Origin of the sequence: Modestobacter marinus, from assembly GCF_011758655.1 — a bacterium.
Taxonomy (GTDB): Bacteria; Actinomycetota; Actinomycetes; order Mycobacteriales; family Geodermatophilaceae; genus Modestobacter; species Modestobacter marinus.
Genome location: NZ_JAAMPA010000001.1, coordinates 2,543,744 through 2,564,316, shown reverse-complemented (window position 1 = coordinate 2,564,316; position 20,573 = coordinate 2,543,744). Strand labels below are relative to the sequence as shown.

Genomic DNA, 20,573 nt, shown 5'->3' with positions numbered 1-20,573 from the left:
CGACCCGGGTGGGTCGGGGGCTCTGCCAGGTGTAGCCCCGAAGGGATTCGAACCCTCGCTACCGCCGTGAGAGGGCGGCGTCCTGGGCCGCTAGACGACGGGGCCAGGTGCTGCGGCGCTGATTCTGCCAGACGCCCGGGACCTGCTCGCGACACCCCTCCCCCGCGGCGTCGTCGGCGGCAGGCCGGGCCGCCCGGGGGACGACACGGGCACCCGGAGACGACGAGAGCCCCCGACCCGGGTGGGTCGGGGGCTCTGCCAGGTGTAGCCCCGAAGGGATTCGAACCCTCGCTACCGCCGTGAGAGGGCGGCGTCCTGGGCCGCTAGACGACGGGGCCAGGTGCTGCTGTGGTGCGGTCGTGCTGAGGAGTCGTGCTCCTCGCTGGGGTACCAGGACTCGAACCTAGACTAACGGAACCAGAAACCGTCGGGCTGCCAATTACCCCATACCCCATTGGCCGTGCAGCACCTTGCGGCGCCGGGAAAGAACACTACCCGATCCCCCTGGAGCCAGCACGGGCACCCCCCTCCTGGGCGCGTCAGCCGCCCGGCGGCCGGGTCCAGCCGCCGGAGGACGGCGGCGCTGTCCAGGCCCCCGGCACCGCCGGTGGCCCCCACGACGGCGGGGCCGGCGGTCCGCCCCACGACGGCGGGGCCGGCGGTCCGCCCCACGACGGACGGGGGCGGGCCGCGGGGGCCGGCGCCGCCAGCTGCATCGCCGGGCTGAGCAGCTCCGGCCGCATCCGCCGGCTCGCGACGGCCACCCAGACGACGAAGGCGACCATGCCGGCGATCCCGAGCAGGGTCGTCGCCCAGCCCACGGCACCACCGGGGTCAGCCGTGGCGAGCTCCTCACCCAGGGCGCCGGCCAGCACGAAGATCACCACGTTGTTGACCGCGTGCAGCGCGATGGCGGCCTCCAGCCCCCCGGTCAGCCAGACCGCCCCGGACAGCACCAGGCCGATGACGAACCGGTAGAGGAACGTCTCGACGTCCGGCGGCAGGTGCGCGGCGGAGAAGAGAGCGGCCGTCAGCACCGCCGCGACCGCCGCGCCGGCCTGGGGCCGGCCCACCCAGCCGGCGATCGCCTGGCTCAGGTAGCCGCGGAAGAAGTACTCCTCGGCCGCGCACTGCAGCGGCGTCGTCAGCAGGACGACCACCAGGAGCCAGCCGAAGGAGTCGGTCGGTCCGGTGATCGACAGGTCGGTGACCGCCACGGTGAGCAGCAGACCGACGGCGACCGCGAGCCCGAGGGTCGCCAGGGCCCGCCAGGTCCAGGGCAGCAGGGCCCGCCAGCGCAGCCGGCCCAGCACCGAGGAGGACCAGCCGATCCGCAACCCGTGCGGCACGAGCCAGCACACCCACACGATCGGGATCGCGATGATCAGCGAGGCGTTGGTGAACAGCAGGACGCCGACATCGGTGAGGTCCTGCATGGCGAGGTCGGGCACCACCCCGGTCACGAGGACGAGCAGGACCAGGACCACCGCGGCCACCCCGTACAGCACGGTGAACAGCAGCAGGCCCAGCAGCGGGCGCCACCACGCCCAGTCCCGGGTCCGCATGAGCAGCGCGTAGGGCTGCGGGGTGTCATGCGGCGGCGCACCGGGCGGGGTGACCGGCCGGGGCGGTCGCGCGGGACGCTGCACCGCCGGCGGCGGGTACCCACCCGGTACCGGAGGCGGGTGGGTACCGAACGCCGGACCCGGGGTGCCGGCAGCCGGGTACGGCGCCCCGCCCGGGGCTGCCCCTCCCGCACCGGCCGGCCAGCCGGCGGGACCGCCCGGCGGGGGGCCGAGCGGGACCCGGGGCGGGGCGCCGTACCGGCCGGTCGGCGGCGGGCCCGCGTACGGCGACCCGGCCGGGTACGGCGACTCACCCGCGGACGGGCGCTCGCCCTGCCCCCAGGCGCGCCAGCCCCCGCCGGTCATCCGGTCGCTGCCCCGCGGGCAGCGGCGAGCCGGGCGAGGGTGCGCTCGCGGCCCAGCAGCTCCATCGACTCGTACAGCGGCGGGGAGACCGTCCGGCCGCTGACCGCCACCCGCACCGGGCCGAAGGCCTGCCGCGGCTTGCGGCCCAGCCCCTCGACCAGGGCCTCCTTGAGCGCCGTCTCGATCGCCGGGGTCGTCCACTCCGGCAGCGCCTGCAGCGCGGCGGTGGCGGCGTCGAGCACCTCACCGGCACCGGCGCCCAGCTGCTTCTCGGCCGCAGCGGGCTCGATCTCGACGGTGTCGGTGAACAGGAAGCCGAGCAGCCCGACGGCGTCGGACAGCACGATCATCCGCTCCTGGGCCAGCGGCGCGATCGCCGCCAGCGTGGCGGCCTGATCGGCCGTCGGCGGGTCGGCGACCAGCCCGGCACCGGCCAGGAACGGGGTGACCCGGATGAGGAACTCCTCGACCGGCAGCGCCCGCAGGTGGGTGGCGTTGATCGCCTCGGCCTTCTTCAGGTCGAAGCGGGCCGAGTTGGCGTTGACGCTGTCGACGTCGAAGGCCTCCGCCATCTCCGCGGGCGAGAACACGTCCCGGTCCTCGGCGATCGACCAGCCCAGCAGGGCCAGGTAGTTGACCAGGCCCTCCGGCAGGAAGCCGCGGTCCCGGTAGACGTCGAAGTTCGACTGCGGGTCGCGCTTGGACAGCTTCTTGTTCCCCTCCCCCATCACCAGGGGGAGGTGGCCGAAGCGCGGCGTCCCGCCGGCGACACCGATGTCGGTGAGCGCCGCGTAGAGGGCGAGCTGGCGGGGCGTGGAGGACAGCAGGTCCTCGCCTCGCAACACGTCGGTGATCCCCATCAGGGCGTCGTCGACCGGGTTCACCAGCGTGTACAGCGGCGTCCCGTTGCCCCGGACGAGCGCGAAGTCCGGGACGGCACCGGCCGCGAAGCGCACCTCACCACGGACGTGGTCGACCCAGGTCAGGTCGGTGTCGGGCATCCGCAGCCGGACGACCGCCTCGCGGCCCTCCGCCCGGAACGCGGCGCGCTGGGCGTCGGTCGTCGTCCGGTCGGCGTTGTCGTAGCCGAGCTTGGGGTCCTGACCGGCGGCCCGGCGGCGGGCGTCGACCTCCTCGGTGGTGGAGAAGGACTCGTAGGCGTGCCCGGACTCCAGCAGCCGGGCCACGACGTCGCGGTAGACCTCGCTGCGCTCGGACTGCCGGTAGGGCCCGTGCGGGCCGCCGACCTCGGGGCCCTCGTCCCAGTCCAGCCCGAGCCAGCGCAGGCAGTCCAGCAGGTGCCGCTCGGACTCGGCGGTGTTGCGCGCCGGGTCGGTGTCCTCGATCCGGACGACGAACTGCCCGCCGGTGTGCCGGGCGTAGGCCCAGTTGTAGAGCGCCGCGCGCATGACGCCGACGTGCACCGTGCCGGTGGGCGACGGGCAGAACCGGGTGCGCACCGGGCCGGCCGGAGCGGTCATCGGGTGCCGGCCGTGGAGGTCGGGTCGGCGCCGGCGACGGTGCTGGTCAGCGTGCCGAGGCCCTCGATCGTGCACTCGACCCGCTGCCCGGGGGCGATCGGTCCGACACCGGCCGGGGTGCCGGTCAGCACCACGTCACCGGGCAGCAGGGTCATGACCTGGGAGATGTGGGAGATCAGGGTCGGGATGCCGAACAGCAGTTGGCTGGTCCGGCCGGACTGGCGCAGCTCGCCGTCCACGCTGCAGGTGATCTCCAGGTCCGCCGGGTCCTTGCCGAGCCCGGCCAGGTCGGTCTCGATCCACGGGCCGAGCGGACAGAAGGAGTCGAAGCCCTTCGCCCGGGTCCACTGCCCGTCGCTGCGCTGCATGTCCCGCTCGGTCACGTCGTTGCCGATCGTGTAGCCGAAGACGCTGGACAGCGCCTGCTCCGGGCTCACCTGCCGCGCGCCGCGCGCCCCGATGACGACGGCGAGCTCGACCTCGTGGTGCACGTTCGTGCTGCCGGCCGGGATGCGGATCGCATCGCCGGGGCCGATGACCGTGGTCGAGGGCTTGAGGAAGACCAGCGGCTCCTTCGGCGCGTCGCCGGTCGCCATCTCCTGCACGTGGTCGGCGTAGTTCTTGCCGATGCCGACCACCTTGCTGGGGAGGATCGGGGACAGCAGCCGGACGTCGGCCGCGGCGTGCCGCTGACCGGTGAAGGAGATCTGACCGAACGGGTGGCCTTCGATCTGGGCGACCTGGCCGTCCCCGTCGAGGACCCCGAAGGACATGCCGGCTGGGTGGGCGAAACGGACGATGCGCACGGCACGAGGCTAGTCGCCGCCGCAGCCGGGCCCCGCGACGGCGCTACGGTGGCCCATGGCCAGCCGGATCACCGCGATCGTCGTCAACAGCACCGATGCCGCCGCCCTCGCCGCCTGGTGGGCCGAGGTGCTCGGGTATGAGGTCCTGGACACCGACGAGGACGGTGTCGTGACGATCGGCGCCCCCGGGCAGGCCCCGAAGGGCCCGCAGCCGACCCTGGACTTCGTCCCGGTGCCCGATCCCACGCCGGGTCGGCGACGGCTGCACCTGGACCTCAACGCCACCGACCGGTCACAGGCCGAGGAGCTCGACCGGCTGCTCGCCCTCGGCGCCACCCCGGTCGACGTCGGCCAGGGCCCGCGCACCGACGAGATGACCTGGCACGTGCTGGCCGACCCGGAGGGCAACGAGTTCTGCCTGCTGGCCAGCACGGTCGCGCCGCTCGGGAGCTGAACCGCTCGGGAGCTGAGCTCCTCAGGGGTTGAACTCACGCTCCGGCGCGACGTCGACGTCCAGCAGCAGCGGGGCGTCGAGCTCCCGCAACCGGGGCAGCACGTCGTCGAGCACCGCCAGCAGCTCCTCGTGGCTGCTGATCCGCCGGGCCGGGCAGCCCAGTGCGGTGGCCAGGGCGGAGAGCCGGACCTCGGGGAAGCTCGGCCACGGCGCCTTGCCCGTGCCCTGCCGCTCGACGAGCTTGTCCATGATCGCGTAGCCGCCGTTGGCGAACACGACGAACAGGACGCCCACGCCGTAGCGGGCCGCCGTCCACAGCGACTGGACGGCGTACATCGACGACCCGTCGCCGAGCACCGCGACCACCGGCCGGTCCGGCCGGGCCATCCGGACGCCGATGGCGGCCGGCATGCCGAAGCCCAGGCCGCCCATCGCCACGCCCAGGTACCCCAGCGGCTGCCGCGAGGGGACTATCTCCTCCAGCACCTGGCGGGTGGACGGCGACTCCTCCACCACCACCGTGTCCGGGTCGAGGCGCTGGGCGAGCTGGGCGTAGACGTGCGGGGCCCGCAGCGGCTCCCCCGGGGCCGGCGGCGGCACGGTGACCGGTGTCCGCGGTGGCCCAGGCGGCACGCCGCGGTCGCTCACCCGCTCGGCGAGGGCGGCGCAGAAGACGCCCGGGTCGGTGAGCACGGCCAGGTCGGCGGGGCTCCGGTGCACCTCGGCCGGGTCCTGGCTGACCTGCACGATCCGGGCTGCCGGGTCGACGAAGGGACCGGGCTCGTAGGGGTACTGCCGGAAGGCCGGGCCGCCGACGACGAGCACGAGGTCGTGGCCGGCCAGCACCCGGCGCAGCCGCTCCCGGCCGGCGGGCAGCAGCCCCTGGTACTGCGGGTGGTCCTGCGGGAAGCCGGCCCGGGCGCCGAAGGCCTCCTGGCGCACCGGAGCGGCCAGCCGCTCGGCCAGCTGCACCAGCGCGGCCCGGGTGGTGGCGGTGTCCGCACCCGCCCCGACCACCAGCACCGGGGACCGCGCCCCGTCGAGCAGCTCGGCGACCTCGGCGACCGTCGCCTCGTCGACCCCCGCCGGGCGCCGCACCACGGTCGCCGCGGCCAGCGGCCCGGTGTCGGGCATCTCCTGCGCCCAGTCGTCCATCGGGACGACCACGATCGCCGGGCCGCGTCCGGTGACCGCCTCGTGGTGCGCCCGGGCGATCGACCCCGGGACGTCCTGGGCGCGCACCGGCTGGTCGACCCAGACCGGGTAGTCGCCGGCCAGACCGGCGAGCCGACCGGCGAGGAACGGCTCCAGGGCGAGGTGCCGCCGGTCCTGCTGGCCGACCACGACCACCAGCGGTGCCCGGTTGACCCGGGCGGTGGCGAGCGCGCCGACGGCGTTGCCCAGCCCCGCGGTGGTGTGCAGGTTGACCAGGGCCGGCCGGTCGTGGGCGATGGCCCAGCCGGTGGCGATGCCCACCACCGACCCCTCGTGCAGGGCGAGCACGAACTCGATGTCGTCGGGCAGGCCGGCGAGGAAGGGCACCTCGGTCGAGCCCGGGTTGGCGAACATCGTGGTCAGGCCCAGCCGGCGCAGCACGTCGAAGGTGACGTCCCGGACCGTCGGCGTCCCGGGAGGGGTGGTGGCGGCGGGCACGGTCAGTCGGTGGCGAGCAGCGCGTCGACCTCGGCGGTCTGCTCGGTGATCCCGTACTCCGCCATCAGGTCGGCGACGGTCTCCATCGACTCCACGTTGATCTCCTCGGGGAAGGACGGGAGCGCGATCTGCTCGGCGACCTCCGGGGAGATGCTGGTGTAGGTGGTGATGATCCGGCGCAGCTCCTCCGGGTTCTCCTGGGCGTAGGCCAGCGACTCGGCCATGGCGGCCTGGAAGTCGTCGACCAGCTCGGGGTTCTCGGCGAGCATCTGCTCGGTGGTGAAGTAGGTCGCCACCGTGAGGTCCTCGACCGGCTCGGCGAAGTTGCGCACCACGGGGCGGGCACCCTGGCCGGTCGCGACGCTGACGAACGGCTCGACCACCCAGGCGGCGTCCACGTTGCCGTTGGCGACCGCGGCCGGCATGTCCGGGAACGGCAGCTCGACGAAGTTGACGGTCGAGGAGTCACCACCGGCGTCCTCGACCGCCTTGCGGATCGTCACCTCGCCGATGTTCTTGAAGTTGTTGACCGCCACCGTCTTGCCGGCCAGGTCCGCGGCGGTCTGCACCGGGCTGTCGGCGGGCACGACGACGGCGGAGAAGTCGGTCTCCGGGTCGCCGGTGGACGACGTGCCGTTGGAGACGACCTTCAGGGGCAGCCCCTGGGTCTGGGCCAGCAGCAGCGAGGTCACGTTGCCGAACGCGAAGTCGAAGTCACCGGCGACCACACCGGGGACGGCCGCGGCGCCACCGGAGCCGGGCACCAGCTCGAGCTCGATGCCCCGCTCCTCGAAGAAGCCCTGCTCCTGCCCGAGGTAGATGGGGGCGACGTCGATGATCGGGATGATCCCGACGGTGACCTGGGCCAGGCCGCCCTCGGTCTCGGCGGCCGGTTCGTCGGACGAGCCGCCGCAGGCGGTGGCGGTGGCGAGCAGGGCGAGGGCGGTGATCGGGGCGAGCAGGCGACGCATGGGGGGCTCCTTTGCCGGACGTGCGAGGTGGGAGGGGGTGGAGCCCGGGCTAGGGGCGCGGGTCCGCGGCGACGGCGGGCTGCCCGGCGCGGTGGCTGCCGGTGGCGACCTCGTCGGCTTGGTGCTGGTCGCCCTTGCGGTGCTTGGCCAGCTGGATCTGCTCGTAGACGTGCCCGCGCAGCTCGGCGAACCGCGGGGAGGACCGGGTCTCCAGCTGGTTGCGCTCGTCGGGCAGGTCGATGGCGAGGTCCTCCATGATCACCGTCGGCGAGGAGGACAGGACCAGCACCCGCTGCCCCAGGTAGACCGACTCGTCGATGTCGTGGGTGACGAAGAGGATGGTCACGCCCAGCTTGTGCCACAGCGACCGGATGAGGTCCTCGAGGTCGGCGCGGGTCTGCGCGTCGACGGCGGCGAACGGCTCGTCCATCAGCAGGACCTTGGGCTGGTAGGCCACCGCGCGGGCGATCGCCACCCGTTGCTGCATGCCGCCGGACAGCTGCCACGGGTAGGCGCCGTGCACGTCGGCCAGGCCCACGGCCTCCAGCGCGTCCCGCACCAGCTCCCGCCGGCGGGCCTTGTCCAGCTTCTTCTGCTTCAGCGGCAGCTCGACGTTGCCCTCCACCGTCATCCACGGGTAGAGGCTGCGGCCGTACTCCTGGAAGACCACCGCCATCGCCTCCGGCGGCCCGTCGACCCGCGAGCCGGCGAGCGTGACCGTGCCGGCGGTGGGCTCCAGCAGCCCGGCGATGCACTTGAGCAGCGTCGTCTTCCCCGCGCCCGAGGGCCCCACGATGCAGACCAGCTCGCCGTCCGCGACGGAGAAGGTCAGGTCGCGGACGGCCTCCACGGTGCGGCCGGAGCCGGTGTAGGTCTTCTGCACCCCGGCGACGTCGAGCAGCGGCTGGGTCATCAGTTCTCTCCTCGCTGAGATCGGCGCAGGCCGTGGTACCAGCGCAGGGTGCGCCGTTCGAAAAGCTGGAAGAGCAGGGACAGCACGAACCCGAGCAGGCCGAGCAGCAGGATGCCGCTCCACATCTCCGGGATGGCGAAGCTGCGCTGGAACTGGATGACGCTGAAGCCCAGCCCGTTGGTGGAGGCGAACATCTCGCTGATGACCATGAGGATGATCGAGATCGACAGCGCCTGGCGCATGCCGGCGACGATCTGCGGGCTGGCGGCCGGCAGCACCAGGTGGCGCAGCCGGGCCAGGCCGGTGACGCCGTAGGACCGGGAGGTGTCGGACAGGACGTCGTCGACGGCGCGCACGCCCTCGACGGTGTTGAGCAGCACCGGCCAGACCGCACCGGAGATGATCACGATGACCTTGGCGGTGTCCCCGATCCCGGCGAACAGGAACAGGATCGGGATCAGCGCCGGCGGCGGGATGGCCCGGAAGAACTCCAGCACCGGCTCGGTCACCCGGCGCAGCGTGCGGTTGGCGCCCAGCAGCACGCCCAGCCCGACCCCGAGCACGACCGCACCGGTGTAGCCGATGAGCAGCCGGGTGACGCTGGGCAGGACGTCGGCGCGCAGCCGCTCGGAGAACCAGACGTCACCGAACGTCGTCAGGATCGTCTGCAGCGGCGGCGCGTAGTAGTTGGTGCTGTCCGCCGACCACACCCACCACAGGGTGACCAGGACGACGGGCAGGGTGAGCGCGAAGCCCACCGTCCTCCCCCAGCGCAGCACCGGCCCCACCGCGATCAGCCCCCCACGTCCGCGCGCACCGACGAGTGCCACGCCAGCGTCCGGCGCTCCAGCACCCGGGCCGCCAGGTTGACGACCACCCCGAGCAACCCGGTGAAGATGACCAGGCCGTAGACCAGCGGGACGGCGTTGGACGACTGGGCCAGCGCGATCTCCGCGCCCAGCCCGCTGCCGATGCCGACCAGGCCGGCCGTCACGGCCAGGATCAGCGCGACCGCCGCGCCCAGCCGGACGCCGGTCATCACGTACGGCAGCGCGGTCGGCCAGATCAGGTACCGGACCCGCGCCCAGCGGCCGAGGTGGTAGGAGCGCGCCGTCTCCCGGGCCACCGGGTCGACGTCCTGCACGCCGTAGATCACCTGGATCAGGATCTGCCAGAACGAGGCGTACACGACCAGCAGCAGCGTCGACTGCAGACCGAGACCGAGCAGCAGCACCGCCAGCGGGATCAGCGCCACCGACGGCACCGGCCGCAGGAACTCGATGGTCGAGGCGGTGAACCGGCGCAGCACCTCGATGCTGCCGATCAGCAGGCCCAGGCCGATGCCGGCCACGAGTGCGATCCCGAGCCCGATGCCCCAGGCCTGGACGGTCTCCGCGGTCGCGGCCCAGAAGCGGTCGGTGCCGGCTGCCTCCACCAGCGCCCCGACCATCTCGCTGAACGGCGGGAAGTAGTCGGCCGAGACGATGCCGGTGCGGGGCAGCAGCTCCAGCAGCACGGCGAACCCGACCAGCCCGGCCAAGCCGAGGACGGCCGACGGGAGCTCGCGCCGGCGCCGGCGGACGGGCTCGGCGGCCGCGCGGGCGGGGCGCACCTCCGTCGTGCTCATGGCGCCGTCGTCGGGCGCAGGGCGCTGCCCCGGGTGAGCAGGTGCATCAGGTGCCTGTCCTCCACGGTGAGGGCGCGTTGGCGGATCCGGTGGCCGGCGGGCGCACAGCCGGCCGGCGGATCGTCCACGGGATGGACCTGGGTGTTCGCTGGACGAACGACCGTTCTGACAGGGAACATAAGTCGTGAGCCGGGTCACGTCAACGCTCGTGCTCGAACCGTGATCGGGCGTCGAGGCAGCCGCCCGGGAGGAGAACGATGGACGCGACGACACCCCGCGACGGCGGCGACGGCGAGCGATCGGCCACGTTCGTCCAGTCGCTGGAACGCGGGCTCGCCGTCATCCGGGCCTTCGACGCCGAGCACCCCCGGCTGACCCTCAGCGACGTCGCCCGGCAGACCGGCCTGACCCGGGCCGCCGCCCGCCGGTTCCTGCTCACCCTCGTCGAGCTCGGGTACGTCCGCTCCGACGGACGGCTCTTCGCGCTGCGCCCCCGGGTGCTGGAACTCGGCTACGCCTACCTCTCCGGGCTCTCCCTGCCGGAGGTGGCCCGCCCGCACATGGAGCAGCTGGCCGCGGGCGTGCACGAGTCCTGCTCGCTGTCGGTGCTCGACGGGGAGGAGATCGTCTACGTCGCGCGGGTGCCGACCAGGCGGATCATGACCGTGGCCATCAACCTCGGCACCCGGTTCCCGGCCCACGCGACGTCGATGGGCCGGGTGCTGCTGGCGTCCCGGCCGGAGGACGAGCGGGAGCGGTACCTGGCGAGCGCACCGCTGGCGGCGCTGACCCCGTTCACCGTCACCGACCCCGACCGGCTCCGCCGGGTGCTGACCGAGACCCGCGACCAGGGATGGGCCCTGGTGGACCAGGAGCTGGAGGAGGGGCTGCGGTCGATCGCGGTGCCGGTGCGGGACGGCGACGGCGCCGTCCTCGCCGCGATGAACATCTCCGCCTCCGCCCGGCACGTCACCCCCGACGCCATCCGGGACGAGCTGCTGCCCCCGCTGCAGGCCGCGGCCCGGGAGATCGAGCTGGACCTGCGCCGCAGCCCCGGCTGACCCGGTCTGCTCAGCGGTGCCGCACCGCGTAGGTGAAGGCGTCGACCAGGGCGTGCCAGGAGGCCTCGACGATGTTGTCGTGCACCCCCACGGTGGTCCACTCCCCTGCCCCGTCGGTGCTGTCGACGAGCACCCGGGTGGTGGCGCTGGTGCCGCCCTTCCAGCCCAGGATGCGCACCTTGTAGTCGGCCAGCGAGACGTCGGCCAGGTGCGGGTACCGGCCGACCAGGGCCTGGCGCAGCGCGTTGTCCAGCGCGTTCACCGGGCCGTTGCCCTCCCCGGTGCTGATCACCCGCTCCGTCGTCCCGTCGCCGTTGGGGACGTGCACCTTGACCGTCGCCTCGCTGACCACCACCCCGTTGCCCCAGTGCTCGACCGAGGTGCGGTAGCTCTCCAGCTCGAACAGCGGCTCGGGGTCGCCGGGCAGCTGGGCGCGCAGCAGCAGCTCGAAGGAGGCGTCGGCGGCCTCGAAGGACCAGCCGTCGGCCTCCAGCACCTTGACCTGGTCGACCACCCGGCCGATGGCGTCGGCCTGGCCGGCCAGGTCGACCCCCAGCTCCCGCCCCTTGAGCTCGATCGACGCCCGGCCGGCCATCTCGGTGACCAGGATGCGCATGTCGTTGCCGACGACGGCGGGGTCGAGGTGGTTGTAGAGCTCCGGACTGACCTTGATGGCGCTGGCGTGCAGGCCGGCCTTGTGCGCGAACGCCGAGGCGCCGACGAACGGCTGGTGGTCGTCGGGGGCGATGTTGGCCAGCTCCGCGATCGCGTGGCTCACCCGCTTCAGCTCGGGCAGGCACTCGGCCGGCACCACCGGCAACCCCATCTTGGTGACCAGGTTGCCGATCAGCACGAACGTGTCGGCGTTGCCGGCCCGCTCGCCGTACCCGTTGGCGGTGCCCTGCACGTGGGTCACGCCGGCCTCGACGGCGGCCAGGCTGTTGGCGACCGCGCAGCCGGTGTCGTCCTGGCAGTGGATGCCGAGCTTGCCGGTGGTGCGCGCGCGGACGTCGGCGACCACCCGGCCCACGCCCATCGGCAGCATGCCGCCGTTGGTGTCGCACAGCACGCCCACCTCGGCGCCGGCGGCGAAGGCGGTCTCCAGGACCTGCACGCCGTGGTCGGGGTCGGCGGCGTAGCCGTCGAAGAAGTGCTCGCAGTCGACGAAGACCCGCCGGCCGTGCGCGACCAGGAAGGCGACCGTGTCGGCGACCATCGCCAGGTTCTCCTCCGGCGTGGTGCGCAGCGCCTCCCGCACGTGCCGCACGTCGGACTTGGCCACCAGGCAGACCACCGGCGTCTCCGCGTCCAGCAGCGCGCGCACCTGGGGGTCGTCCTCGACCCGGACGCCGACCTTGCGGGTGGCGCCGAAGGCCACCAGCTGGGCGTGCCGGAGGTCCAGCTCGCTGCGCGCCCGGGCGAAGAACTCGGTGTCCTTGGGCAGCGCCCCCGGCCAGCCGCCCTCGATGAAGCCAACGCCGATCTCGTCGAGGAGTCGCGCGACGGCGAGCTTGTCGGCGACGGACCAGCTCACGCCCTCGCGCTGGGCGCCGTCGCGCAGCGTGGTGTCGAAGACGTGGAAGTCGGTCGGGTCGAGGTCGAGCTCGGTGGCGGGGTGCGTGGCCACGGTGTCTCCCGGGTCGGTTCGGTACTGGGCCCAGACACGAAAAAACCTCCCGGGGTACGGGAGGTTGCGCGCAGTCCGGGGGAGGTGACTGCGCGCTAGCTGATGATGATCGTGCGGGTGGCGTCCATCACCACCAGTAGAGCACGGCAGAGCCGCTCGGTGGAACCGTCGTCCCACGTCCTGGGACGGCGGCCGCGCCGATCACCCGACCTCGACGACCACGCTGCCGGTCTTCTGCCCGCTGTCGACGTACCGGCCCGACGGGCCGGCCGGCACCCCGATCAACCCGACAGCGCGGCCAGCCGGTCGCCGACCTCGGTGGTGCGGAGGGTCGCCTTCGGGTCGCGGGTGGAGAGGTCGAAGGCGACGGCGGCGTTGACCTTCTTGGCCAGCTCCGGCCGGCCCAGGTGCTCCAGCAGCAGCCCGACCGACAGCACGGTCGCCGTCGGGTCGGCGATGCCCTGCCCGGCGATGTCCGGCGCGGAGCCGTGCACCGGCTCGAACATGCTGGGGTTGGTGCCGGAGACGTCGAGGTTGCCGCTGGCGGCCAGCCCGATGCCCCCGGTGACGGCGGCCGCGACGTCGGTGACGATGTCGCCGAAGAGGTTGTCGGTGACGATGACGTCGTACCGGCCCGGGTCGGTGATGAAGAACATCGCCGCGGCGTCCACGTGCTGGTAGGCCACGGTGACCTCGGGGAACTCCGCGGAGAGCTCCTCGACGGTCCGCGACCACAGCGAGCCGGCGTGGGTCAGCACGTTGGTCTTGTGGATCAGCGTGAGGTGCTTGCGCGGCCGGGCGACGGCCCGTTCGAACCCGTACCGGACGACGCGCTCGACCCCGAAGGCGGTGTTCAGGCTGACCTCGGTGGCCACCTCGTGCGGGGTGTCGCGCCGCAGCACCCCGCCGTTGCCGACGTAGGGGCCCTCGGTGCCCTCGCGCACGCAGAGCATGTCGATCTCGCCGGGCTCGGCCAGCGGGCTGCGGACGCCGTCGAAGAGCCGGGCGGGCCGGAGGTTGACGTGGTGGTCGAGCTCGAAGCGCAGCTTAAGCAGCAGCCCCCGCTCGAGGATGCCGCTGGGCACCCCGGGGTCGCCGACCGCGCCGAGCAGGATCGCGTCGTGCTGGCGCAGCTCCTCGAGCACCGCGTCCGGGAGCAGCTCCCCGGTGCGGTGCCAGCGGGCGGCCCCCAGGTCGTAGAAGGTGCTCTCGATGTCCGGGGCGACCGCGCCCAGGACCTTGAGGCCCTCGGCCACCACCTCGGGACCGATGCCGTCTCCAGGGACCACTGCCAGGCGCATGAGGCCAGAGGTTAGTGGGGGCCGGCCGCGGCCCCGCACCCGCACACGCCGGACGCCCCCCGCAGGTGGTGCTCGCGGAGGGCGTCCGGGTGGTGCGGTGCGGTCAGCGGGTCACCCGGGGACCCCGGGTGACCGCGCCGTCAGGGCGCCGCCGGCCGTACCGGGACCGGGAACGTCTGGGTGCGACCGGTGCCGGTGTCGTTGTGCGACACCACCACCATCGCCCCCTTGAGGCCGCCGACCGACCGGTCGGCCGCGTACGACGCGCTCTGGTCGATCGCGATCGTCGTGCCGTTCGTGGCCGGGACGAGCACCGCCGGTGCGCCGTCCACGGTGAACGACAGCCCCGGGTCCAGCGGGTCGAAGCTCATCGCCTCCGAGGCCAGCTCGGCCTCACCCGTCAGGCTCACCACGGTGCCCACGTTGTCGACCGTGCCGTAGGCGCTGGCGGACTGGACCCCGAAGCCGATCCGGCCCTGCACCATGGGCATGACCGCCGTCGGCACGCCCAGGATCTGGACGTCGGAGTCGTAGACGTTGGTGTCCACCGTGCCGTCGGCCACGTTGAGGAACCCGATGTAGGGCTCCCCGGCCGGCAGCAGCTGGTACTGGCGGTCGGTGACGACCACCAGCGGCACGTCGTAGTCCGGGATCCGGGTGGTGGTCACCTGGTAGTCCCACGCGCCGTCACCGGTCGCGTCGACGTAGACGCCGTAGTTCACGGCCGTCTCCGGCGAGGTGGACCGGCCGTGCGCGGAGACCCCGAAGTACAGCCAGGGGTCCGCCGGGCTGCTCGCCACGTCGGAGGCCACGCCCACCGTCTCCAGGTCGACCGACCGTTCCAGCTCGGACTTGTAGCAGTCCGGCAGGGCGGCGTCGGTGCACCGGGGCATCTCCGGGCTGCGGCCCAGGCCCTCGAAGGCGGTGGCCAGCGAGGTGTAGGACGTCGGCTCGAACGCCGGGCCGTTGCTCACGCCCCGGCCCACCAGGGTGATCGAGGTGCCGCCCTGCCGGTCCTGCGCGACCAGGTTCGACGCCGGCTTCGGGTTCGCGTGCACCGGCACCCGGAGCGTCGGAGCGTCGCCCTTCTTCGGGGTGAGCACGACGCGGCCGCTGGCCTCGCCCAGGAACTGCCGGCCGTCGTCGGTGACCATCGTGGGGTCGGCCACCTTGCGCAGCTGGTCCCGCTTCACGGTCAGGACGACGTTGACCACCGTCGTGGTGTTCGGTGCGACGTGCACGACCGAGGGCTCCACCCGGTAGCTGGCGCCGGGCTGGTCGACCAGCGCCTCGTACCGGAGCTTGTAGCCGACGGTCCGGTCGCTCTTGTTGGAGACGGTGATCTGCTTGTTCTGCACCAGCTTCGGGTCGACCGCCTCGATCACGCCGAACGAGGCCGACACGACGCCGGACCCGGCGTCCGCGTAGGCCAGCACCTGGTTGTCCAGGGCCGCCCGGGCGTCGATCCGGCCGGCACCCTGCCGGTTCGGGCCGTACACGACGCCCTCGGCGGTGTGCACGTCGTGGACGGCGGTGTTCATCAGGTCGGCCTTGACCTCCTCCGTCGTCCAGTCCGGGTGGGCGGCGCGGATGAGCGCGGTGACCCCGGAGGTGGTCGGGGCGGCCATCGAGGTGCCGGACAGGCTGGACCCCTCGTCGCCGGTGCCGACCGCGGCGGAGTAGACCGTCACGCCGGGCGCGGAGACGTCGGGCTTGAGGCCGCCGGCCTGGTGGGTGCCGCGGGAGGAGAACGACGCGAGCAGGTCGACCTGCGCCGGGTCGTCGACGGTGGCGGCGTCCTTGAGGCTCGGGCCGAAGGTGACCGTCACCGGGCCGGCCTGGACGGCGGCGGCGAGCGCCGCACCGTCGGTCGCGGTGGTGAGGATGCCCGGGATCTCCGGGACCCCGGTGATGCCGGTCTCGAGCAGGTCGTCGTCACCGATGATCATGAAGCCGGCGGCGCCGTGGTCCCGGGCGTTGGAGCCCTTGGCCACCGAGCCGCAGGCGAACCCGTCGGCCTCGATGAGGACGATCTCGCCGGTGTAGTCCCCGCTCCACGGGGCACAGCCGGTCGGGTCGTCCCCGGCCTCGGGCAGGACGACGGGGCCGGTCACGTCGGGCTTCAGCTGCCCGGCCTCGTCCCGGTCGCTGTAGGCGATCGAGCGCAGACCCGGCCGGATGCCGGTGGGGCCCCCGCCGGAGACGACCTGCCAGCCGTCGAAGATGCCGTAGCCGTCGTTGGACGCGGCGACCCCGATGCCGCGCGGGGCGTTGCCCGGCGAGCCGCCGATGTCGTAGCTGTCACCGGCGTTGCCGGCGGACATGACGACGAGCATGCCGTGCTCCATCGCCTCGTTGGCGACCATGGCGTCGGCGTCGTCGGCCAGGCCGTAGTCCGAGCCGAGGGAGAGGTTGACGATGTCGAGGTGGTCGTCGATCGACCCGTCGCCGTCGGGGTCCATCGCCCACTCCAGGGCCTGGATGGTGACGTCGGTCGAGCCGTCGCAGCCGAAGACCTTGAGGGCGTAGAGCGAGGCGTCCGGCGCCATGCCGGGACCGATCCGCAGCGCGCCCGGGTCGAAGGACTCGTCGTAGGCGCCGGTGTAGGTCTCCCCCTCCGCCGTCACGCCGTAGCCGGCCGCGGTGCCGGCCACGTGGGTGCCGTGGCCGTTGCAGTCCAACGGGTTGTCGTCGGGCATGGCGACCGGCTGGTACTCGGGGGAGCTCGGGTCGGCGTTGTAGCTGTCGCCGACGAAGTCGCGGCCGCCCACCACCTTGGCGTTCGGGAAGACCCCGGCCGGGGCGGGGGACGCCTCGGCGGCCTGCAGGGCGGCGAACTGGTCGATGTCGCCGCTGCCGCCGAAGTCGGCGTGGGTGTAGTCGATGCCCGTGTCGATGATGCCGACGGAGACCCCCTCACCGGTGTTCCCCAGCGCCTGCCAGGCCTCGACGGCCCGGACGACCTCGGCGGCACCGGTGTTGCTGGTCTCCTTCGGGGTGATCGGGTGCACCGCGGTGACGCCCGGCAGCGCGGTCAGCGCCTCGTAGTCGGCGGCGTCCGCGGACACGGCGACGCCGGGCACGACCGTGGAGGCGGTGTAGAGCACCTCGGCGTCGGCGACGGAGGCCGGCAGGTCGGCGACGACCTGGTCGGCGGCGGCCTCGACCGCCGGCTTGGCGGCCCGGGCGGCGTCCGCGGCCTGCGCCTCCCCCTCCCCCTCGTCGAGCGCCTCGGAGTAGACCTCCGAGGTGCTGGTCTCGTCGATGGCCAGGAAGAAGGACGTCGGGCCGCTCTGCGGCAGACCGGCCGGCCGTGCCTGCGCGGCCAGCTGGGACCGGACCTGGTCCAGCTGACCGGCGCTCAGGTCGGCCTGCGCCCGGTCGGCCACCGGGGCACCGGGGGCGGCCAGCGCACCGCTGACACCCCCGGTGGTCACCAGGGCGGCCGTCATGGCGACGACCCCCGTCCGGACGGCGACGCGACGGCGTCCCGCCCGGTTCGTGTGTGTGCTGCTCGGACCCACGTGCACCCCTGTCAGTGATTCGTGCGGGAGGGACCGCTCGATCGACCACCACGGACGGTGACCAGCCGGGACGGACCAGTCACACGGTGCGCGCTCCCGCTCCCACCGGCCAATAGGCCGTTCGGCGCATCACCGGCCCGCGGACGGCGCATCTGCGGCGGCCGGGCGGGCATCGGCCCGGCAGCCGAGCCGTCGACATCTGCCGTTGGGCGTGCCGGGCGCCGTTCGGCGGAACGAGATCGGGCAGATGACACGTTGGGACAGCGCTCAACCACCCGTTCGGCCCAGTCGGCCGGTCCGCCGGGTCACGCTCGGACACGACGAGGCCGCGCCGTCCCGGGCGGGACGACGCGGCCTGTGGTCGCGCTGGATGCGGGGGGTCAGCTCGGGTTGAGGTCGGCGGCACGGACCTGCCGGGCGCCGATCCGCTGGCCGATGTCGGCCAGCAGCTCCCCGCTGACCGTGCCGTCGACGGTCACGGCCATCAGCGCCTCGCCGCCCTGGGTGGTGCGGCTGACCTGCGCACCGGCGATGTTCACCCCCGCCTCCCCGAGCGCCGCGCCGACCGTGCCGACGACGCCGGGCCGGTCGGCGTAGACGAAGAACAGCAGGTAGCCGTCGGCGGTCAGGTCCATCTCGAAGCCACCGACCTCGGTCAGCTTGGGGACCTGGTTCTTGCCGTAGAGGGTGCCCGAGACGGTCACCTCCGTGCCGTCGGCCATCGCCCCCCGCACGGTGATCAGGTTGCGGTAGTCCGGGCTCTCGGTGCTGCTGGACAGGGTGACGTCCAGGCCCCGCTGGTCGGCCAGCAGCGGCGCGTTGACGTAGGTGACCGCCTCCTCGACGACGTCGGAGAAGACGCCGCGCAGCACCGCCAGCTGGACGACGGAGACGTCGAACTCGGCGATCTTGCCCTGCACCTGCACGTGCACCGACTGGGCCAGCCCGCCGGCGACCGAGGTGAACACCCGGCCGAGCTTCTCCGCCAGCGGCAACCCGGGCCGGACGTCCTCGGCGACGATGCCGCCGGCCTGGACGTTCACCGCGTCGGGCACGAAGTCGCCCTGCAGCGCGAGGCGGACGCTGCGCGCCACGGCGGTGCCGGCCTTGTCCTGCGCCTCGGTGGTGGAGGCGCCCAGGTGCGGGGTCACCACCACGTTCGGCAGGCCGAACAGCGGGCTGTCGGTGCACGGCTCCTTGGCGTAGACGTCGATGCCGGCGGCGCCCACCTGACCCGACTGCAGCGCCTCGGCTAGGGCGGCCTCGTCGACCAGCCCGCCGCGGGCGGCGTTGACGATGATGACGCCGCGCTTGGTGGCGGCGAGCTGCTCGGCGCCGATCAGCCCGAGGGTCTCGGGGGTCTTGGGCAGGTGGACGGTGATGAAGTCCGACTCGCGCAGCAGTTCGTCCAGGGACACCAGGCGGACGCCGAGCTGGGCGGCCCGGCCGGGCTGGATGTAGGGGTCGTAGGCGATCAGGGTGACGCCGAAGGCAGCCAGCCGCTGGGCGACCAGCACCCCGATCCGGCCCAGCCCGACGACGCCCACGGTCTTCTCGGTGACCTCGACGCCGGTGTACTTCGACCGGGCCCACTTCCCCTCCCGCAGCGAGGCGTCGGCGGCCGGGATGTGCCGGGCGGCAGCCAGCAGCAGCGCGACGGCGTGCTCGGCGGCGCTCACGATGTTGGAGGTCGGCGCGTTGACGACCAGCACACCGCGCTCGGTGGCCGCGGGGACGTCGACGTTGTCCAGGCCGATGCCGGCCCGCGCGACGACCTTGAGCTGCGGCGCGGCCGCGAGCGCCTCGGCGTCGATCTGGGTGGCCGACCGGATGAGCACGGCCGAGGCCTCGGCCAGCGCGGGCAGCAGGGCACCCCGGTCGGCGCCGTCGACGTGGCGGATCTCGACGTCGCCCCCCAGCACCTCCAACACGCTGGGCGCGAGCTCTTCGGCGATCAGGACGACGGGCGTGGTCGTGGTCACGGCTCCACAGCCTAGGGACGCCGCCCACCCCGCGGCACGCCGGTGCCCGACGGTCCCACTGGGTGGACACCCGGACGGACCCCGGTGCTTGCCGGGCCCTGCCGGCACCGCCAAGCTGGCGACGAAGCGCCGGTGCCACCGGCCTCGTCGGAGGAGATCATGAGCAGCGACCGGGACGACGCCCAGGGCCGTCACGAGACGACCCCGTTCGGCCAGCAGCCGGAGGAGGGTGGCCCGCCGCCGGCCCCGGGGAGCACCGGTTCCACCGCCTACGGGCAGGGCTCCCAGCCCGGTGCACAGCAGGGCCAGGACGGCCCCGGCCAGCCCCGGTACGGCCAGGACCCGTACGGCCAGGACCCGTACGGCCGGCCCCAGTACGGACAGGACCAGTACGGACAGGACCAGTACGACCAGCCGCAGTACGGGCGACCCCAGTACGGCCAGGAGCAGTACGGGCAGCCCTCGTACGGGCCCCCGACCGGGCAGAACCCGTACGAGCAGAACCCGTACGAGCAGCAGGGTCAGTACGGCCAGGGTCAGTACGGCCAGGGTCAGTACGGCCAGCCGCAGTACGGGCAACCCCAGTACGGGCAGCCGCAGTACGGGCAGGGCGAGCACGGCCGACCGCAGTACGGCCAGAACCCGTACGCGCAGGGCCAGTACGGGCCGGCTCAGTACGGCCAGCCCGAGCCCTACGGCCAGCAGCAGTACGTCCAGCCCGGACAGTCCTACGGGCAGTACGGGTACGGGGAGTCCCCGTCGACCGCCCGCCCCGGAGCGGTGATCACCGCCGCCGTCCTGGGCTTCGTGCTGGCGGCCTTCGGCGTCCTGGTCGGCTTCTTCCTGATCGTCTTCGGCGCCGCGGCCCTCGCGGGCGCCGAGGGCTTCGACGAGGAGCTCTTCTCCGTCGCCGGCGGCGGGCTCAGTGCGGTCGGCGGCATCTCGCTGGCCTTCGGGCTGGTCACGGTGCTGTGGACGGTGCTGATGATCTGGGGTTCGGTGTGGGCGCTGACCGGCCGCAGCCGGGTGCTGCTGATCGTCGGCGGGTCGATCGCGATCGCGTTCACCGGCCTGATCCTCGTCGGCGCCCTCGGCGAGGGGGACGGCGGCGGCATCGTGTTCGCCCTGCTGCTGGTCGCCGCCGCGATCGCGACCGTCGCACTGCTGTGCCTGAGGTCGGCCAGCCGCTACTTCGCCGCCCGCCGCGCCCAGCGGGCAGCCACCCGCTGACCCCTCCCCCGG

Annotated in this window: 16 protein-coding genes and 3 tRNA genes; 3 read left to right on the top strand and 16 right to left on the bottom strand. The window is 73.5% G+C overall.

What is annotated here, in order from left to right; genetic code table 11:
• Positions 1-32: 32 nt before the first annotated feature.
• The 6 genes from FB380_RS12135 to FB380_RS12110 form a co-directional block, all read right to left on the bottom strand.
• A tRNA-Glu gene (locus FB380_RS12135) sits at positions 33-105 on the bottom strand.
• Between the two features lie 160 nt (positions 106-265).
• A tRNA-Glu gene (locus tag FB380_RS12130) sits at positions 266-338 on the bottom strand.
• A 44-nt stretch (positions 339-382) separates the two neighbouring features.
• Positions 383-454, bottom strand: a tRNA-Gln gene (locus tag FB380_RS12125).
• Between the two features lie 85 nt (positions 455-539).
• The gene (locus FB380_RS12120; protein ID WP_166755260.1) at positions 540-1,565 is read right to left on the bottom strand and encodes a CPBP family intramembrane glutamic endopeptidase; all 1,026 of its coding nucleotides are present in this window, start codon (positions 1,563-1,565) and stop codon (positions 540-542) included.
• Positions 1,566-1,927: 362 nt separating this feature from the next.
• The gene (gltX, locus tag FB380_RS12115) at positions 1,928-3,412 is read right to left on the bottom strand and encodes a glutamate--tRNA ligase (protein WP_166755259.1); all 1,485 of its coding nucleotides are present in this window, start codon (positions 3,410-3,412) and stop codon (positions 1,928-1,930) included.
• Positions 3,409-4,218, bottom strand: a complete 810-nt coding sequence (locus tag FB380_RS12110) for a fumarylacetoacetate hydrolase family protein (RefSeq protein ID WP_166755258.1) — start codon at positions 4,216-4,218, stop codon at positions 3,409-3,411. The genes gltX and FB380_RS12110 overlap by 4 nt, the downstream gene beginning before the upstream one ends.
• 55 nt (positions 4,219-4,273) lie before the next feature.
• Here FB380_RS12110 and FB380_RS12105 point away from each other — a divergent pair, with 55 nt between their 5' ends.
• Positions 4,274-4,672: a VOC family protein gene (locus FB380_RS12105; RefSeq protein ID WP_166755257.1), complete on the top strand. Its 399-nt coding sequence runs from the start codon at positions 4,274-4,276 to the stop codon at positions 4,670-4,672.
• 21 nt (positions 4,673-4,693) lie between these two features.
• Here the strand turns inward: FB380_RS12105 and mdlC are convergent, their stop codons facing one another.
• Genes mdlC through FB380_RS25470 form a run of 6 tightly spaced genes read right to left on the bottom strand, consistent with a single transcriptional unit; the run spans position 4,694 to position 9,964 of the window.
• The gene (gene mdlC, locus FB380_RS12100; RefSeq protein ID WP_166755256.1) at positions 4,694-6,325 is read right to left on the bottom strand and encodes a benzoylformate decarboxylase; all 1,632 of its coding nucleotides are present in this window, start codon (positions 6,323-6,325) and stop codon (positions 4,694-4,696) included.
• 2 nt (positions 6,326-6,327) lie between these two features.
• Positions 6,328-7,296 (bottom strand): ABC transporter substrate-binding protein, encoded by a 969-nt coding sequence (locus FB380_RS12095; RefSeq protein ID WP_166755255.1) that lies wholly within the window; start codon positions 7,294-7,296, stop codon positions 6,328-6,330.
• A gap of 49 nt (positions 7,297-7,345) precedes the next feature.
• Positions 7,346-8,209: an ABC transporter ATP-binding protein gene (locus FB380_RS12090; RefSeq protein ID WP_188959599.1), complete on the bottom strand. Its 864-nt coding sequence runs from the start codon at positions 8,207-8,209 to the stop codon at positions 7,346-7,348.
• Positions 8,209-9,039, bottom strand: a complete 831-nt coding sequence (locus FB380_RS12085; RefSeq protein WP_229682088.1) for an ABC transporter permease — start codon at positions 9,037-9,039, stop codon at positions 8,209-8,211. The genes FB380_RS12090 and FB380_RS12085 overlap by 1 nt, the downstream gene beginning before the upstream one ends.
• On the bottom strand, positions 9,003-9,836 hold the full coding sequence (locus FB380_RS12080; RefSeq protein ID WP_166755254.1) for an ABC transporter permease: 834 nt from the start codon (positions 9,834-9,836) through the stop codon (positions 9,003-9,005). The genes FB380_RS12085 and FB380_RS12080 overlap by 37 nt, the downstream gene beginning before the upstream one ends.
• Positions 9,833-9,964, bottom strand: a complete 132-nt coding sequence (locus FB380_RS25470; protein WP_268237746.1) for a hypothetical protein — start codon at positions 9,962-9,964, stop codon at positions 9,833-9,835. Before FB380_RS25470 ends, FB380_RS12080 begins: the two co-directional genes overlap by 4 nt.
• Positions 9,965-10,093: 129 nt before the next feature.
• On the opposite strand from FB380_RS25470, the gene FB380_RS12075 reads away from it, so the two are divergent.
• Complete coding sequence (locus tag FB380_RS12075) at positions 10,094-10,897, top strand: IclR family transcriptional regulator (RefSeq protein WP_166755253.1); 804 nt, start codon at positions 10,094-10,096, stop codon at positions 10,895-10,897.
• 10 nt (positions 10,898-10,907) lie between these two features.
• On the opposite strand, the gene cimA is transcribed toward FB380_RS12075, so the two are convergent.
• The 4 genes from cimA to serA all read right to left on the bottom strand — a co-directional run bounded on the left by cimA (position 10,908) and on the right by serA (position 19,331).
• Entirely contained in the window at positions 10,908-12,524 is a 1,617-nt protein-coding gene (gene cimA / locus FB380_RS12070; protein WP_166755252.1) for a citramalate synthase, read from the bottom strand.
• Positions 12,525-12,805: 281 nt separating this feature from the next.
• The gene (locus FB380_RS12065; protein ID WP_166755251.1) at positions 12,806-13,825 is read right to left on the bottom strand and encodes a 3-isopropylmalate dehydrogenase; all 1,020 of its coding nucleotides are present in this window, start codon (positions 13,823-13,825) and stop codon (positions 12,806-12,808) included.
• Positions 13,826-13,965: 140 nt separating this feature from the next.
• Positions 13,966-17,277: a S8 family serine peptidase gene (locus FB380_RS12060; protein ID WP_166755250.1), complete on the bottom strand. Its 3,312-nt coding sequence runs from the start codon at positions 17,275-17,277 to the stop codon at positions 13,966-13,968.
• A 452-nt stretch (positions 17,278-17,729) separates the two neighbouring features.
• Entirely contained in the window at positions 17,730-19,331 is a 1,602-nt protein-coding gene (gene serA / locus FB380_RS12055) for a phosphoglycerate dehydrogenase (protein ID WP_166755249.1), read from the bottom strand.
• Positions 19,332-19,490: 159 nt separating this feature from the next.
• Between serA and FB380_RS12050 the strand changes: the two genes are divergently transcribed.
• The gene (locus tag FB380_RS12050; protein WP_166755248.1) at positions 19,491-20,561 is read left to right on the top strand and encodes a hypothetical protein; all 1,071 of its coding nucleotides are present in this window, start codon (positions 19,491-19,493) and stop codon (positions 20,559-20,561) included.
• Positions 20,562-20,573 lie beyond the last annotated feature (12 nt).

What these genes read in the sequence shown, in the direction of transcription:
- FB380_RS12050 (WP_166755248.1), top strand. Translation starts at nt 19,491, where the DNA reads ATGAGCAGCGACCGGGACGACGCCCAGGGCCGTCACGAGACGACCCCG.
- FB380_RS12120 (WP_166755260.1), bottom strand. Translation starts at nt 1,565, where the DNA reads ATGCGGACCCGGGACTGGGCGTGGTGGCGCCCGCTGCTGGGCCTGCTG.
- FB380_RS12075 (WP_166755253.1), top strand. Translation starts at nt 10,094, where the DNA reads ATGGACGCGACGACACCCCGCGACGGCGGCGACGGCGAGCGATCGGCC.
- FB380_RS12065 (WP_166755251.1), bottom strand. Translation starts at nt 13,825, where the DNA reads ATGCGCCTGGCAGTGGTCCCTGGAGACGGCATCGGTCCCGAGGTGGTG.
- FB380_RS12090 (WP_188959599.1), bottom strand. Translation starts at nt 8,209, where the DNA reads ATGACCCAGCCGCTGCTCGACGTCGCCGGGGTGCAGAAGACCTACACC.
- FB380_RS12095 (WP_166755255.1), bottom strand. Translation starts at nt 7,296, where the DNA reads ATGCGTCGCCTGCTCGCCCCGATCACCGCCCTCGCCCTGCTCGCCACC.
- gltX (WP_166755259.1), bottom strand. Translation starts at nt 3,412, where the DNA reads ATGACCGCTCCGGCCGGCCCGGTGCGCACCCGGTTCTGCCCGTCGCCC.
- FB380_RS12060 (WP_166755250.1), bottom strand. Translation starts at nt 17,277, where the DNA reads ATGACGGCCGCCCTGGTGACCACCGGGGGTGTCAGCGGTGCGCTGGCC.
- FB380_RS12080 (WP_166755254.1), bottom strand. Translation starts at nt 9,836, where the DNA reads ATGAGCACGACGGAGGTGCGCCCCGCCCGCGCGGCCGCCGAGCCCGTC.
- FB380_RS12105 (WP_166755257.1), top strand. Translation starts at nt 4,274, where the DNA reads ATGGCCAGCCGGATCACCGCGATCGTCGTCAACAGCACCGATGCCGCC.